This window comes from Streptomyces purpurascens, assembly GCF_045040895.1.
In the GTDB taxonomy this organism is placed as follows: Bacteria; Actinomycetota; Actinomycetes; order Streptomycetales; family Streptomycetaceae; genus Streptomyces; species Streptomyces purpurascens.
Map to the genome: position 1 here is coordinate 3,919,778 of NZ_CP108341.1, position 13,416 is coordinate 3,933,193.

Below are 13,416 nucleotides of genomic sequence, written 5' to 3' on the forward strand. Positions count from 1 at the left end.
ATGCATATACGCCGGGTCCCCTTCGACCACCCCGACGCCACGAAGCTCAACGACCAGGTCCAGGCCGAGTACCACGTCCGCTACGGCGACGGAGGCGACGCCACGACCATGGCCGCCTCGGACTTCGCTCCGCCGAACGGCACCTACCTGATCGCGTACGACGAGTACGACTCCCCCGTCGCCTCGGGCGGCTGGCGTACCCAGGACGCGAACGACGAGGGCAACCTGGACGGCGACGCCGAGATCAAGCGCATGTACGTGGTCGACGGCATGCGCGGCCGGGGCCTCGCGCGCCGCGTCCTGGCCGCCCTGGAGGAGGACGCGCGCGCGGCGGGCCGCTCCCGCATGGTCCTGGAGACCGGCACGAAGCAGCCGGAGGCCATAGCCCTGTACACGTCCAGCGGCTACGAGCCGTGCGGGAAGTTCGGCTACTACCGCCACTACGAGTCGAGCCGCTGCTTCGCCAAGAGCCTCTGACGCGTGGGGTGCTGAACATACGTCAGAGCCCCGGTCGGGATTCCCGACCGGGGCTCTGAGCTGCGTGGACCTGAGGGGATTTGAACCCCTGGCCCCCTCGATGCGAACGAGGTGCGCTACCGGACTGCGCCACAGGCCCTTGCAACGAGTGAAACTTTAGCACCCCGATCGGCCTGCTTGGAAATCCGTTCCCGAGGGCCGGTCACCTGCGGGTTCGGGGGTTACTCGTTGGCGGCCCGCGGCCGGTCCCCGTCCTCGTACTGGTCGAACAGCGGCGTGCGGCCGCGCTCCCGTGCCCGCCGTGCGGAGGCCGCGCGGCGGGCGTCGGTGCGCCCGTCGTCGTCCGCCCGCTCCTCGGCGTGGGGCTCCGGCTCGCCGGGGAGGTCGGCGTCGTCCTCCAGGTCCGGGGTGACGGAGCTCGACCGGGCCGAGCTCCAGGTGTCGGGGGCCCCGAGGTCGATGTCGCTGGTGGCCCGGGGGGCGACCGGCGCGGTCACATAGGTCGGCAGGGGCACCGGCACCGGATCCCAGCTGTCACCACCCTGCCCGGGGCGCCGCTGCCGCTCGCGCTGCTGGTCGACCCACTCGGCGTGGTCGGTCTGCTCGACGAGTGCGCGCCGGTCGGCCGCGAGAGCGGACAGGCCGGGGTCGGTCACCGGCTCGGGTCCGTCCTCCGGTTCGTCGGCCTCCTGGTCGGCACCGGCGCGCCGGCCGGACTGACGCTGCCGCTCCCGCAGCCGCTGGGCCGCGAGCTCGGCCCGGCGGCGGTCCATCTGGTACGTGAAGCGGCGGCGCTCCTGCGTGCGCAAGTACGCGATGTACACGCTGAGCATGACCGCGGGCACGCCGGGCGCCCACAGGAACGCCAGGCCTCCGACCGCGGCGACGATCGCGCCGAGGGTGAAGGCGAGGAACAGCATGGTGGTGGTGCGCCGACGGCGCGCGAGCACCTTCGAGCGCCGGGCACGTGCCGCGGCCGCCTGGGCCTGCGGCGACGGTCGGCGCCGGGCGGCGGGCACGCGGCCCTCTCCGCGGGCCGCGGACGCCGCGTTCGGTGCGGGTGCCGGGCGGGCCGGCTGCTCCGATCGGGCCGGCCGCTCCGGGGCGGGCGACGGTACGGGTGCCTGGGTCTGCGGACGCGTTTTGGACACGGCGAAGGCCCGGACGTCCACCGAGTCGGTGACGGCGTCCAGGTCGTCGGCGCCCTGCTCCCCCTCCTCGGTGGAGCGCGCCCGCAGGTCCTTGGCGTACCGGCGCTCCATCCCCGCCCGGCCGGAAAGCAGCCGGATGGCGGTGCTGAAGCGTTCCGTCGGACGGGCCTCGTTCAGCTCGTCCTGCCTACGGAGCCACATCGGCACCAAGTAGGCGGCCCAGGCCCCGACAATGACTGCGTAGATGAGGCCGCTGCTGCTCACGTCTCACACCGTAGAGGGGTTTGCGTGAGGCCATCTGCCAATTGCGTCGGTGTGTCGCACGATCTGGCTGATATTTCGAACTTTTTTTGTGACCGATGCGATCAGCAGACCGCCCAGGCCGGGAATTCATTGCCCTGAGACGGTCACTGGCCGATCATTTTCGAACATATATTCAATTTCCGGGGCGGTGCCGGATTCCCGGATTACTCTGCGATCGTGCCCGGTGCCAGCGCCTCAGCAACCCGTCCGGCACCTCTTCCGCCGTGAGCGCGAACACGAGGTGGTCGCGCCAGCCCCCGTCGATGTGGAGATAACGGGGCCTGAGCCCCTCCTCACGGAATCCGAGTTTCTCCACGACCCGGCGGCTGGGCCCGTTCTCGGGGCGAATGCAGACCTCGATGCGGTGCAGTCCGACGGCGCGGAAACAGTGGTCCACGACGAGCGCCACCGCCGTCGGCATCACCCCGCGCCCGGCCACCGACTCGTCCACCCAGTAACCGATGTGCCCCGAGCACATCGAGCCCCAGGTGATCCCGGCGACCGTCAACTGCCCCACCAGCCGCCCCTGGTACTCGATGACGAAGGGCAGCATCCGGCCCGCGTTCGCCTCCGACCTCAGGTGCCGCACCATCTGGCGGAAGGTCGGGCGGTGCGCGAGCGGCCCGCCGGGCGCGGGCGGCGGAATGGTCGCCTCCCAGGGGCGCAGCCAGTCGCGGTTGCGCCGGTTGACGTCGCGCCATGCCCGCTGGTCGCGCAGCTTTATCGGCCGGAGGACGATGTCGCCGTCCACCAGCTCGACGGGCCAGGATGCGCTGTTCAGCTCGCACCCCCCGTGCCGGGTCTGGGGTGGTCGCCGCCTCGGAGCTGCTCGACGGCGTGGATCAGCAGCGGCTCCAGGACGGCCAGTCCGTCCTTCACACCACCGCTGGAGCCGGGCAGATTGACGATCAGCGTTGCGCCGGCCACTCCGGCCAGGCCCCGGCTGAGCGCCGCGGTCGGCACCTTCTCCCGGCCGAACGCCCGGATGGCCTCGGCGATGCCCGGCACCTCGTGGTCGATCACCCGGCGTGTCGCCTCGGGGGTGCGGTCGGTGGGCGAGATGCCCGTACCGCCGGTGGTGACGATGACGTCGTAGCCGGTGTCGACACCGGCGCGCAGGGCCGCCTCCACGGGGTCTCCGTCGGGGACGACCTGCGGTCCGTCGACCTCGAAGCCGAAGCCCTTCAGACCGGCGGAGATCAGCGGGCCGCCCTTGTCCTCGTAGATCCCGGCGGCGGCCCGGTTGGAGGCGGTGACGACGAGAGCGCGATACGTCATGCCCGGCTCCAGTCGCCCGACTTACCGCCCGTCTTCTCTTCCACCCGTACGTCCGTGATGACCGCTCCCTTGTCGACCGCCTTGACCATGTCGATCACGGTGAGCGCGGCGACGGAGACCGCGGTGAGGGCCTCCATCTCCACCCCCGTGCGGTCCGTGGTCTTCACGGTGGCCAGGATCTCCACGGCGTCGTCCGCGACCGACAGGTCCAGTTTCACACCGGAGACCGACAAGGGGTGACAGAGCGGGATCAGATCGGGGGTCCGTTTGGCGCCCATGATTCCGGCGATCCGCGCGGTCGCGAGGGCGTCGCCCTTGGGGACGCCCTCGCCGCGCAGCAGTTCGATCACGCGGGGCGAGACGAGGACGCGTCCGCTGGCGCGGGCGGTGCGCGCGGTCACGTCCTTCTCGGACACGTCGACCATGCGGGCGGCGCCGGCGTCGTCGATGTGCGTCAGTCGGTCCTGCGTAGGGGGATCCTGCGTGCTCATGCTGTGTGGCGCTCCCGGTCCGGGCCTGCTGTGCGCGACACGGTACCCCCAACCAGCGGCTATCGGCCGAGCAGGACCACGTCGACCTCGGCGCCGGGCTCGACGGACTCGGTGTCCTCGGGGACGACGATCAGCGCGTCCGCGTGGGCGAGGGCGGCGACCAGATGGGATCCGGCGCCGCCGACCGGGGTCGCCCGTCCGTCGGCGCAGGTGGCCCGCAGGAACTGGCGGCGGCCCTTCGGCGAGGTCAGCGCCTTGTCGGCGGCCAGGGTGGCCCGGGTCGTCGGCCGGTGGACGTCCCGCAGGCCCATGAGGGTGCGGATCGCGGGGCGGACGAACAGTTCGAAGGAGACGTACGACGACACCGGGTTGCCGGGCAGGGCCAGCAGCGGGGTGTGGTCGGGGCCGATGGAGCCGAAGCCCTGGGGCTTGCCGGGCTGCATGGCGAGCTTGCGGAACTCGATGCCGCTGCCCGCCTCGTCCTCGTCGCCCACGTGGGACAGGGCTTCCTTGACGACGTCGTACGCCCCGACGCTGACACCGCCCGTGGTGACCATCAGGTCGGCGCGGACCAACTGGTCCTCGATGGTGGAGCGCAGGGTCTCGGCGTCGTCGGCGACGGCCCCCACGCGGTAGGCGATGGCGCCGGCGTCACGGGCGGCCGCGGTGAGGGCGAAGCTGTTGGAGTCGTAGATCTGACCGGTGCGCAGTTTCTCGTCGGGCTGGACGAGTTCGCTGCCGGTGGAGAGCACCACCACGCGCGGGCGCGGGCGGACGCGTACGGTGCCACGGCCGATCGCGGCGAGCAGGCCGATCTGGGGCGGGCCGAGGACGGTGCCGGCCCGCAGGGCGCGGTCGCCGGCCTTCACGTCGCTGCCCTGCGCGCGCACATGCGCGCGTGCCTCGGCCGGGCGGTACACCTGCACATGTCCGGAGGCGCCCTGGGGGCCGAGGCTGCGGGCGCGCATGCCGTGCACCGGGCCCTCGCCGAGTCCGCCGTCGGTCCACTCGACGGGCACGACGGTCTCGGCGCCGGGCGGCAGCGGGGCGCCGGTCATGATGCGGGCCGCCTGGCCGGGGCCCACGTGGACCGGCTCGGCCTGGCCCGCCGCCACGTCCCCGACGACCTCCAGGGCCGCCGGGAACTCCTCGCTCGCGCCCGCCACGTCCGCGACCCGTACCGCGTAGCCGTCCATGGAGCTGTTGTCGAACGGCGGCAGGGACACCGGCACCGTGATGTCCTCGACCAGGACGCAGCCCTGGGCGTCGAGCAACTGCAGCTCGATGGGTTCCAGGGGGCGGACGGTCGTGAGGACGTCCTCCAGGTGCTCGTCCACCGACCAGAGGCGGTCGGGGCCCGAGTGGTCCTGGACCGGGGTGCGGGGCGCGGCGCTGCTCAACGTGTTACATCTCCTCGGCTACGTAACTGCGAAGCCAGGTCCGGAAGTCCGGGCCCAGGTCTTCACGTTCGCATGCGAGTCGGACAATGGCACGCAGGTAGTCGCCGCGGTCGCCGGTGTCATAGCGGCGGCCCTTGAAGACGACGCCGTGCACCGGGCCGCCGATCTTCTCGTCGGCCGCGAGCTGCTGGAGGGCGTCCGTGAGCTGGATCTCGCCGCCGCGGCCCGGCTCGGTCCGGCGCAGTATGTCGAAGATGTGCGGGTCGAGGACGTAGCGGCCGATGACCGCGTAGTTCGACGGGGCGTCGGACGGGTCGGGCTTCTCGACGAGGCCGCCGACCTTGACGACGTCGCTGTCCTCGGTGGTCTCCACGGCCGCACAGCCGTAGAGGTGGATCTGCTCGGGGGCGACCTCCATGAGCGCGATGACGCTGCCGCCGCGCTGCTCCTGGACCTCGACCATGCGCTGGAGCAGGGGGTCGCGGGGGTCGATGAGGTCGTCACCGAGGAGGACGGCGAAGGGCTCCTCGCCCACGTGCGGGGCGGCGCACAGGACGGCGTGGCCGAGGCCCTTGGGGTCGCCCTGGCGGACGTAGTGCATGGTCGCGAGGTCGCTGGACTCCTGGACCTTGGCGAGGCGGCCGGCGTCGCCCTTCTTCTGAAGCGCCGACTCGAGTTCGTAGTTGCGGTCGAAGTGGTCCTCGAGGGGGCGCTTGTTGCGGCCCGTCACCATGAGGACGTCGTCGAGACCCGCGCCGACGGCCTCCTCGACCACGTACTGGATCGCCGGCTTGTCGACGACCGGCAGCATCTCCTTGGGAGTGGCTTTGGTGGCCGGCAGGAACCGGGTGCCGAGGCCTGCTGCGGGAATGACAGCCTTGCTGATCCGAGGGTGCGACTGAGTCATGCCCGCCACCATATCCGGTGTCTTTGGGCGGAATCTGCCGCTCCGTTTCATGGGCGCTCATATGAGCGTATTAGCACGATACGGGAGCAACCATTGAGTCACATCGGGCGTCCGGGCGAGCCTGACAAGCGGAGTTTGCGGCGAGAGCTCCTCTCGGTGAGGAACAGGTTGACGGCGGATGACCTGCGGGAAACCTCCGCCGCACTGGCCGCGCGGGCGCTGGAACTGCCGGAATTGGCGGGGGCCGGCACGGTCGCGGCGTACGTCTCCGTGGGGAGTGAACCGGGGACCCTCGCGCTCCTGGACACGCTGCGCGCCCGGGGCGTGCGCGTCCTGCTTCCGGCCCTGATGGCCGACAACGACCTGGACTGGGGCGTCTACGAAGGCGAGGGCTCGCTCGCGCGTGTCCGGCACGGCGGCGGCAGGATGGAGCTCTTCGAGCCCTCCGGCGAGCGCCTCGGACCGGACGCCGTGACCACCGCCGACGCCGTGCTGCTGCCGGGGCTCGCGGTGGACACGCGCGGAATGCGGCTCGGGCGTGGCGGCGGCTCGTACGACCGTGTCCTGGAGCGACTGGAGCGGGCGGGCGCCCGGCCTTCCCTGGTGGTGCTGTTGTACGACACGGAGGTGGTCGAGCAGGTCCCGGAGGAGGCGCACGACCGGCCGGTGCACGCGGTGGTGACTCCCTCGGGGGTGCGGCGGTTCGGGGAGCGGACCGGCTGACGACGAAACGGCCCTCCACGCGCGCGTGGAGGGCCGTTTCGTCGTGCGGGCGTCAGCGGCTCACGGCTTGAGCACCAGCTTGTCGGTCGCGCTGTCCTCGACCGCCTTGTCCGAGTAGGACCACGGCAGCAGTTCGCCCTCGGCCCACTTGTCCGTCTGGTCGACGTAGTGGGCGCTGTAGGCGTGCCCGGACGCACCGGAGAGGTTGATCCACTTCGACTTGTCGAGGTCGCCGAGGTTCACGACCATCCGCATGGACGGCACCCAGACGACGCTGTAGCCGCCGGCGGCGTTCCAGCCGGTCGCGTTGACCGTCGCCTCGCCGCCGCCGAGCTCCCACGGGCCGCGGTTGAGGGCGAACTGGACGAAACCGGGGCCCTCGGTGCCGAGGGTCTGGTTGTCCAGGAACAGGCGGTGCAGCCGGCCCCAGCTCCAGCTGTCGATGTCCTTGCCGAGCTTGGCGGTCAGCTCCCAGCGGGCGTCGATCATGGCCCGCCTGAGCAGCTGGTCGCGGTTGGCGGCAGGGGGACGGGTGCCCGCCTCGGGCGTCTTCCACCAGTCGCTGTCGGGCTGCTCCATCAGCTTGCGGACCACCTCGAACCAGCGGTCGCCGCCGTCCGGCTGCGCCTGGTCGGGGTCGCGCTGGCCGCACTCGCGGACCTTCTCGGCCTCGTCGGCGGGCCCGGTGGTGTTGACCGGATCGACGTACAGGCACTGGCCCTTGGGTCGCAGCTCCTTGGGCAGCTTGTTGCCGAAGGCGAGCTTGAGGATGTTGCGCCAGACCGCGTTGAAGTAGGCCGCGGCGGCCGAGTCGGCGTCCTGGGTGTAGTCCCAGCCCTCGAGGAGCTTCTGCGCCTCGCGGACATCCTTGTTCTCGGGGTCGATCTTCAGCAGCGTGGGCACCAGCAGCCGGGCGATCTCACTGCTGTTGTCCAGCTGCATCTGGCGCATGTCGTCCGTGGAGACCTTGCCGCCGTCCTTGATCTTCGACTGGATCAGGTCGCTTATGCGCTGGCTGCGCGTGCCGTAGCCCCAGTCCTTGGTGAGCGTGTAGGGGTACTTGTCCGGGTCGATCACGGCCTGGTTGGCGGTGACGATGTAGCCGCGCTTCGGGTTGTACTCGTACGGCAGCGCGTCCTGGTCGACGTAGCCCGTCCAGCGGTACTTGGGGTCCCATCCTGGCGCGGGGATCGAGCCGTCGTCGCCCTCCGGACGCGTGGGGATCCTCCCCGGGAGGGTGTAGCCGATGTTGTCCTGGGTGTCCGCGTAGATCAGGTTCTGCGAGGGCACCTCGAACTGCGCGGCGGCCTTGCGGAAGCCGTTCCAGTCCTTCGCCTTGTCCATGGCGAAGACGGCGTCCATGGTGGTGCCCGGCTGCAGCGCGGTCCAGCGCAGCGCGACGCCGTAGCCGTCGCCTCTGTCGGGTGCGGCGGTGTTGACTCCGGCCTTCTTGCCGACCTTCACCAGCTCTTCGTCACGGTCCGACAGCAGGGGCCCGTTGTCGGTCTCGCGGACCACGATCTTCTTGGACTCGCCGCCGGCGACCTTGATGGTCTCCTCGCGCGTCTGGAAAGGCTTGATCTTGCCGTCGTACTGGTAGCCGTTGCCGGTGATCTTCTCCAGATAGAGGTCCGTGACGTCGACGCCGGAGTTGGTCATGCCCCAGGCGATGTCCTGGTTGTGACCGATTATCACGCCGGGCATGCCCGCGAAGGTGTAGCCGGAGACGTCGTACTGGCACGAACTGGAGACGCTGCGGCAGTGCAGGCCCATCTGGTACCAGACGGACGGCAGCGAGGGACCCAGGTGCGGGTCGTTGGCCAGCAGCGGCTTGCCGGTGATGGTGTGCTCGCCGGAGACGACCCAGGAGTTGGAGCCGATGCCGTCGCCGTTCACACCGACCGCCGGTGGGAGGTCGTCCAGGACCTTGGTGAGGCCGGTGAGCTGGCTCTGGAGGCCTTGCGTGCCCGAGCTGCCGGAGGCGGTGCCCCCGGTCCCTGTGGAGGCCCCGGTCCCGGTGGAGCCGCCCGTGCCGGTGGAGCCGCCGGACGTGCCGCTCGTGCCGCCCTGTTCGAACGTGCCCGTCAGCTCGCTGTACTGGCCCTCCTGGACGATCGCCTTGTTGCGGCCGGAGGGGTACTCCGGGTACAGGTCGGCGATCTGCTTCGGGCCGAGGCGGCTGGTCAGCAGGGCGCGGTCGACCTCGTCCTGCATGTTGCCGCGCAGGTCCCAGGCCATCGCCTTCAGCCAGGAGACCGAGTCGACCGGGGTCCAGTTCTGCGGCTTGTAGTCGTTGGTGAAGCCGAGCGCCGCGTACTCCAGGGAGATGTCCTTGCCGTCCTTGCCCTGGAGGTAGGAGTTGACCCCCTTGGAGTACGCCTGGAGGTACTTCTTCGTGGAGGACGACAGCTTGGTGTCGTACTCCTTCTTGGCGACCCGGTCCCAGCCGAGCGTGCGCAGGAACTCGTCGTTGTCGACCTGGCTCTTGCCGAACATCTCCGACAGCCGCCCGGAGGCCATGTGGCGGCGTACGTCCATCTCGTAGAACCGGTCCTGCGCCTGGACGTAGCCCTGCGCCATGAACAGGTCCGCGTCGGAGGAGGCATAGATCTGCGGAATGCCGTAGTTGTCCCGCTTCACCTCGACCGGCCCCGAGAGGCCCTTGAGTGTGAGGGTGCCCTTGGTCTGCGGGAAGGAGGCCCGGACGGTACTGATGGACCAGTATCCCCCGAAGCCGACGCCCCCGATGAGGGCCAGCACCAGGACGAGCACGATCAGACGGGCTTTGCGCCCCTTTCTCCTGCCGGACTTGCCGGGCTGCTGACCCGTGGAGGCGGTGGTGTTGGGGGGCATCGCTGTCCTTGCTGTCCTAACGCGAGCGGCAGGTTCGGCTGTGCTTTTAACTGAGCGCTGGAGCAACGATAGGCGCAGGGTCCTGCGCCCCTTGACGCGGAGTCGGGAACCGGCACGGACGAACGTTCGATCTTGCCCTCGGAAGCGTCAAGAAATCGTCAAGAGTTAGGTAAGGTAACGAAGTAGTTGGCGCGGTGCGCCACAGCTTCATGTGCGATGTACGTGAGCCCACGCGCGTGTGCGGGTGGGCCAGGGAAGGATTCGGCCGCTGACTGTTCACCACCTCAACCAGCTCTTGCTCGTCTGCTCGCTCGTCCTGCTCGTCGCCGTCGCAGCGGTACGGATCTCCTCGCGCAGCGGGCTCCCCAGCCTGCTCGTCTACCTGGGCATAGGCGTCGCCATGGGCCAGGACGGCGTGGGCGACATCCACTTCGACAACGCCGAACTGACCCAGGTCATCGGATACGCGGCCCTGGTCGTGATCCTGGCCGAGGGCGGTCTGGGCACGAAGTGGAAGGAGATCAAGCCGGCCCTGCCGGCCGCCACGGCACTGGCGCTGGCCGGTGTCGCGGTGAGCGTCGGGGTCACGGCGTCGGCCGCGCACTACCTGATCGGCCTCGAGTGGCGGCAGGCGTTCATCATCGGGGCGGTCGTCTCCTCGACCGACGCGGCGGCCGTCTTCTCCGTGCTGCGCAAAATCCCCCTCCCCGCGCGCGTGACGGGCACCTTGGAGGCGGAGTCCGGCTTCAACGACGCCCCGGTGGTCATCCTCGTGGTCTCGCTGTCCACGGCGGGCCCGGTCGAGCACTGGTACGTACTGCTGGGCGTGATCCTGCTGGAGCTGGCCATCGGCGCGGCCATCGGGCTCGCGGTGGGCTGGCTGGGCTCCTGGGGACTGCGGCATGTGGCGCTGCCCGCCTCCGGCCTCTACCCGATCGCCGTCATGGCGATCGCCACGGTGGCGTACGCGGCGGGCGCCCTGGCCCACGGCAGCGGCTTCCTCGCGGTGTACCTCGCCGCGATGGTGATGGGCAACGCGCGGCTGCCGCACTGGCCGGCCACGCGCGGGTTCGCCGACGGGCTCGGCTGGATGGCCCAGATCGGCATGTTCGTCCTGCTCGGCCTGCTGGTGACGCCGCACGAGCTGGGCGACGACATCGTGCCCGCCCTCGCCATCGGGCTGGTGCTGACCATGGTGGCGCGTCCACTGAGCGTGGTGGTCTCCCTGCAGCCCTTCCGGGTGCCGTGGCGGGAGCAGGCCCTGATGTCCTGGGCGGGACTGCGCGGGGCCGTGCCCATCATCCTGGCGACCATCCCCATGGTGGAGGGCGTCGACGCCAGCCGCCGGATCTTCAACATCGTCTTCATCCTGGTCGTCGTCTACACCCTGGTCCAGGGCCCGACGCTGCCGTGGCTGGGCCGCAAGCTGCGCCTGGGCGACGGTTCGGAGGCCGCCGACCTCGGCATCGAGTCGGCCCCGCTGGAGCGGCTGCGCGGGCATCTGCTGTCCGTGGCGATCCCCGAGGGGTCGAAGATGCACGGCGTGGAGGTGGGCGAGCTGCGGCTGCCGCCCGGTGCCGCCGTGACGCTCGTCGTGCGCGCGAACGAATCGTTTGTTCCGCTCCCCACGACGGTGCTGCAACGCGGGGACGAGCTCCTGGTCGTGGCCACGGATCCGGTCCGGGACGCGACGGAGAAGCGACTGCGGGCGGTGGGCCACGGCGGCAAGCTGGCCGGGTGGCTGGGCACGGACGGGGCGAGTCGTTAAGAACTGGTTCGTGCCGTTTTGCATTTGTAAGGCGAGCGGGCCCTTGGTGCTCGCTTTCACAGGCGCGCAAGCCCTTGATCCCTGTACGATGAAGGCGTACCCAGATCGAACCAACTCTGTCTGACGCAGAGCTGGCGCGGCCGTATGGCGGTCGGGACGTCCCTCCTCACTGGGCCCCGGCATCTACCGCAGTTCCGCGCAAGAGGACAGCTCTCGGCGCCGCCCGCCTGCCGGGCCGCGCTACCAGGCGGCAGAAAGGCACGGGCCGTGGCATCCACGGTCACCTCGAAGAAGTCGAAGAACTCGACGGACGCGATGAATTCGCAGAAATCGACGGCTTCCGCCCGCCCGGGATACGGCCGGCTGCTGCGCACCCGCGGCGCCTGGACGTTCCTGCTCCCCGGTTTCGCGGCACGCCAGCCGTTCGCGATGCTGACCATCTCCATCGTGCTGCTGGTGCAGCACACCACCGGCTCCTACGGAGCGGCGGGCGCCGCCGCGGCCGTCACCGGTGTCTCCATGGCTCTGTTCGCGCCCTACAGCGGCCGCCTCGCCGACCGCCACGGGCAGCGCGCCGTGCTGATCCCCGGGGTGCTGCTGCACGCGGCCTCCGGGCTGACGCTGACGGCGCTCGCGCTGCTGGACGCCCCGTTGTGGGCGGTGTTCGCGGCGGCCGTCCCGACCGGCGCCTCGGTGCCGCAGGTCGGACCCATGGTGCGGGCCCGCTGGGGCGTGAAGCTCAAGGACTCGCCCCTGATGACCACCGCGGCGGCCTTCGAGTCCGTCACGGACGAACTGACCTTCGTCGTCGGACCGCTGCTGGCCACCGCCCTGTGCACGGCGATCGACCCGGCCGCCGGGCTGGTCACCGAGGCCTCGCTGACGCTGATCGGCGGCCTGCTGTTCGCCGCACGGAAGAGCACCCAGCCGTCCGTCGAAAGCGGCGGGCACGCGCGCGTGGAGCACACTTCCGCCCTGCGCGTCCCCGGCGTGCGCGTGCTGATCGTGACCTTCCTGGGCATCGGCGCCGTCTTCGGCGGCATGCAGGTCTCGCTGGCCGCGTTCACCGAGTCGATCGGCGAACCGGGCCTGAACGGCGTCCTCTACGGCGTCTTCGCCGCGGGCAACATGCTCTCCGGCGTCGTCTGCGGCGCGATCGCCTGGAAGGCGGCCCCGCAGCGGCGCCTGGTCATCGGCTACACGGCGCTCGCGCTCACCGCGTCGGGCCTGTGGGCCGCCCACTCGGTGCCGGTCCTGGCCGGTCTCGGCCTGCTGGTCGGCATGTGCATCGCGCCCGCCCTGATCACCGGCTACACCCTGGTCGACGGCCTGGTCCCGGCCGGTGCCCGTACCGAGGCCTTCACCTGGCTGACCGGCGCGGTGGCACTCGGCCAGGCGGCGGCCGTCAGCGTCGCCGGGCAACTGGAGGACCGCCTGTGGGGCGGTGCCGGTTTCCTGGTGCCCATGGGCGGCACCGTGCTCGCCCTGGCGACCCTCCTGGCCCTGCGTTCCCGGCTGGCGGGGCGTGCCCACGGGCGGACGGTCGCACGTGGCGTGGGTCACCGCGTGCCGGTGGCGGTGGACTGAGCGGCCGGAATACGTCACTATGGACCGTCGTTAGCACTCATCGAGTGAGAGTGCCAGGAGGAAGACAGTGCCGACCTACCAGTACCAGTGCACCGAGTGCGGCGAGGGCCTCGAGGCGGTGCAGAAGTTCACCGACGACGCCCTCACCGAGTGCCCGAACTGCGAAGGCCGCCTGAAGAAGGTGTTCTCGGCGGTCGGCATCGTCTTCAAGGGCTCCGGCTTCTACCGGAACGACAGCCGCGGCTCCTCGTCGAGCAGCTCCCCGGCGAAGTCGTCGAGCTCCTCCTCGTCGTCCTCCGACTCCGGTTCGGGCTCCGGCTCGAGTTCCGGTTCGAGCTCTTCGTCGAGCTCGTCGTCGGGCACGGGCAGCTCCACCAGCAGCAGCACCACCGCCGCGTAAGGCCTGATTCCTACGGGACCCTGCCGCCCTTCGGGCGACGGGGTCCTCGGCGTTTCCGCGTGCGGTTAGGGTGCGGAC

Annotated in this window: 12 protein-coding genes and 1 tRNA gene; 5 read left to right on the forward strand and 8 right to left on the reverse strand. The window is 70.6% G+C overall.

Annotation, left to right across the window (positions count from 1 at the left end):
• Positions 1-477, forward strand: coding sequence for a GNAT family N-acetyltransferase (locus OHU35_RS17700; protein WP_359893656.1), 477 nt, complete (start codon positions 1-3; stop codon positions 475-477).
• A gap of 65 nt (positions 478-542) precedes the next feature.
• On the opposite strand, the gene OHU35_RS17705 is transcribed toward OHU35_RS17700, so the two are convergent.
• The 7 genes from OHU35_RS17705 to galU all read right to left on the reverse strand — a co-directional run bounded on the left by OHU35_RS17705 (position 543) and on the right by galU (position 6,007).
• Positions 543-616, reverse strand: a tRNA-Ala gene (locus OHU35_RS17705).
• Between the two features lie 82 nt (positions 617-698).
• Positions 699-1,892, reverse strand: coding sequence for a gephyrin-like molybdotransferase receptor GlpR (glpR, locus tag OHU35_RS17710; RefSeq protein ID WP_189726846.1), 1,194 nt, complete (start codon positions 1,890-1,892; stop codon positions 699-701).
• A 172-nt stretch (positions 1,893-2,064) separates the two neighbouring features.
• Positions 2,065-2,685: a GNAT family N-acetyltransferase gene (locus OHU35_RS17715; RefSeq protein ID WP_229873161.1), complete on the reverse strand. Its 621-nt coding sequence runs from the start codon at positions 2,683-2,685 to the stop codon at positions 2,065-2,067.
• Between the two features lie 23 nt (positions 2,686-2,708).
• Positions 2,709-3,209: a molybdenum cofactor biosynthesis protein B gene (locus OHU35_RS17720; RefSeq protein ID WP_184598076.1), complete on the reverse strand. Its 501-nt coding sequence runs from the start codon at positions 3,207-3,209 to the stop codon at positions 2,709-2,711.
• Complete coding sequence (gene moaC, locus OHU35_RS17725; protein ID WP_193479936.1) at positions 3,206-3,700, reverse strand: cyclic pyranopterin monophosphate synthase MoaC; 495 nt, start codon at positions 3,698-3,700, stop codon at positions 3,206-3,208. The genes OHU35_RS17720 and moaC overlap by 4 nt, the downstream gene beginning before the upstream one ends.
• Before the next feature lie 59 nt (positions 3,701-3,759).
• Positions 3,760-5,100 (reverse strand): gephyrin-like molybdotransferase Glp, encoded by a 1,341-nt coding sequence (gene glp / locus OHU35_RS17730; protein WP_405505918.1) that lies wholly within the window; start codon positions 5,098-5,100, stop codon positions 3,760-3,762.
• A gap of 4 nt (positions 5,101-5,104) precedes the next feature.
• A complete protein-coding gene (gene galU / locus OHU35_RS17735; protein ID WP_184598073.1) occupies positions 5,105-6,007 on the reverse strand; it encodes a UTP--glucose-1-phosphate uridylyltransferase GalU in 903 nt (300 codons plus the stop codon).
• Between the two features lie 93 nt (positions 6,008-6,100).
• Here galU and OHU35_RS17740 point away from each other — a divergent pair, with 93 nt between their 5' ends.
• On the forward strand, positions 6,101-6,730 hold the full coding sequence (locus OHU35_RS17740) for a 5-formyltetrahydrofolate cyclo-ligase (protein ID WP_405505920.1): 630 nt from the start codon (positions 6,101-6,103) through the stop codon (positions 6,728-6,730).
• A gap of 60 nt (positions 6,731-6,790) precedes the next feature.
• Here the strand turns inward: OHU35_RS17740 and OHU35_RS17745 are convergent, their stop codons facing one another.
• Positions 6,791-9,583 carry a penicillin acylase family protein gene (locus OHU35_RS17745; protein WP_405505921.1) on the reverse strand — a complete coding sequence of 931 codons (2,793 nt, stop codon included), beginning with the start codon at positions 9,581-9,583 and terminating at the stop codon, positions 6,791-6,793.
• A gap of 238 nt (positions 9,584-9,821) precedes the next feature.
• On the opposite strand from OHU35_RS17745, the gene OHU35_RS17750 reads away from it, so the two are divergent.
• From OHU35_RS17750 to OHU35_RS17760, 3 genes are all read left to right on the forward strand, one after another.
• Positions 9,822-11,351, forward strand: a complete 1,530-nt coding sequence (locus OHU35_RS17750; RefSeq protein WP_405505922.1) for a potassium/proton antiporter — start codon at positions 9,822-9,824, stop codon at positions 11,349-11,351.
• Positions 11,352-11,618: 267 nt separating this feature from the next.
• Positions 11,619-12,938, forward strand: coding sequence for an MFS transporter (locus OHU35_RS17755; protein WP_268249366.1), 1,320 nt, complete (start codon positions 11,619-11,621; stop codon positions 12,936-12,938).
• Between the two features lie 67 nt (positions 12,939-13,005).
• Positions 13,006-13,338, forward strand: a complete 333-nt coding sequence (locus tag OHU35_RS17760; protein ID WP_189726853.1) for an FmdB family zinc ribbon protein — start codon at positions 13,006-13,008, stop codon at positions 13,336-13,338.
• Positions 13,339-13,416 lie beyond the last annotated feature (78 nt).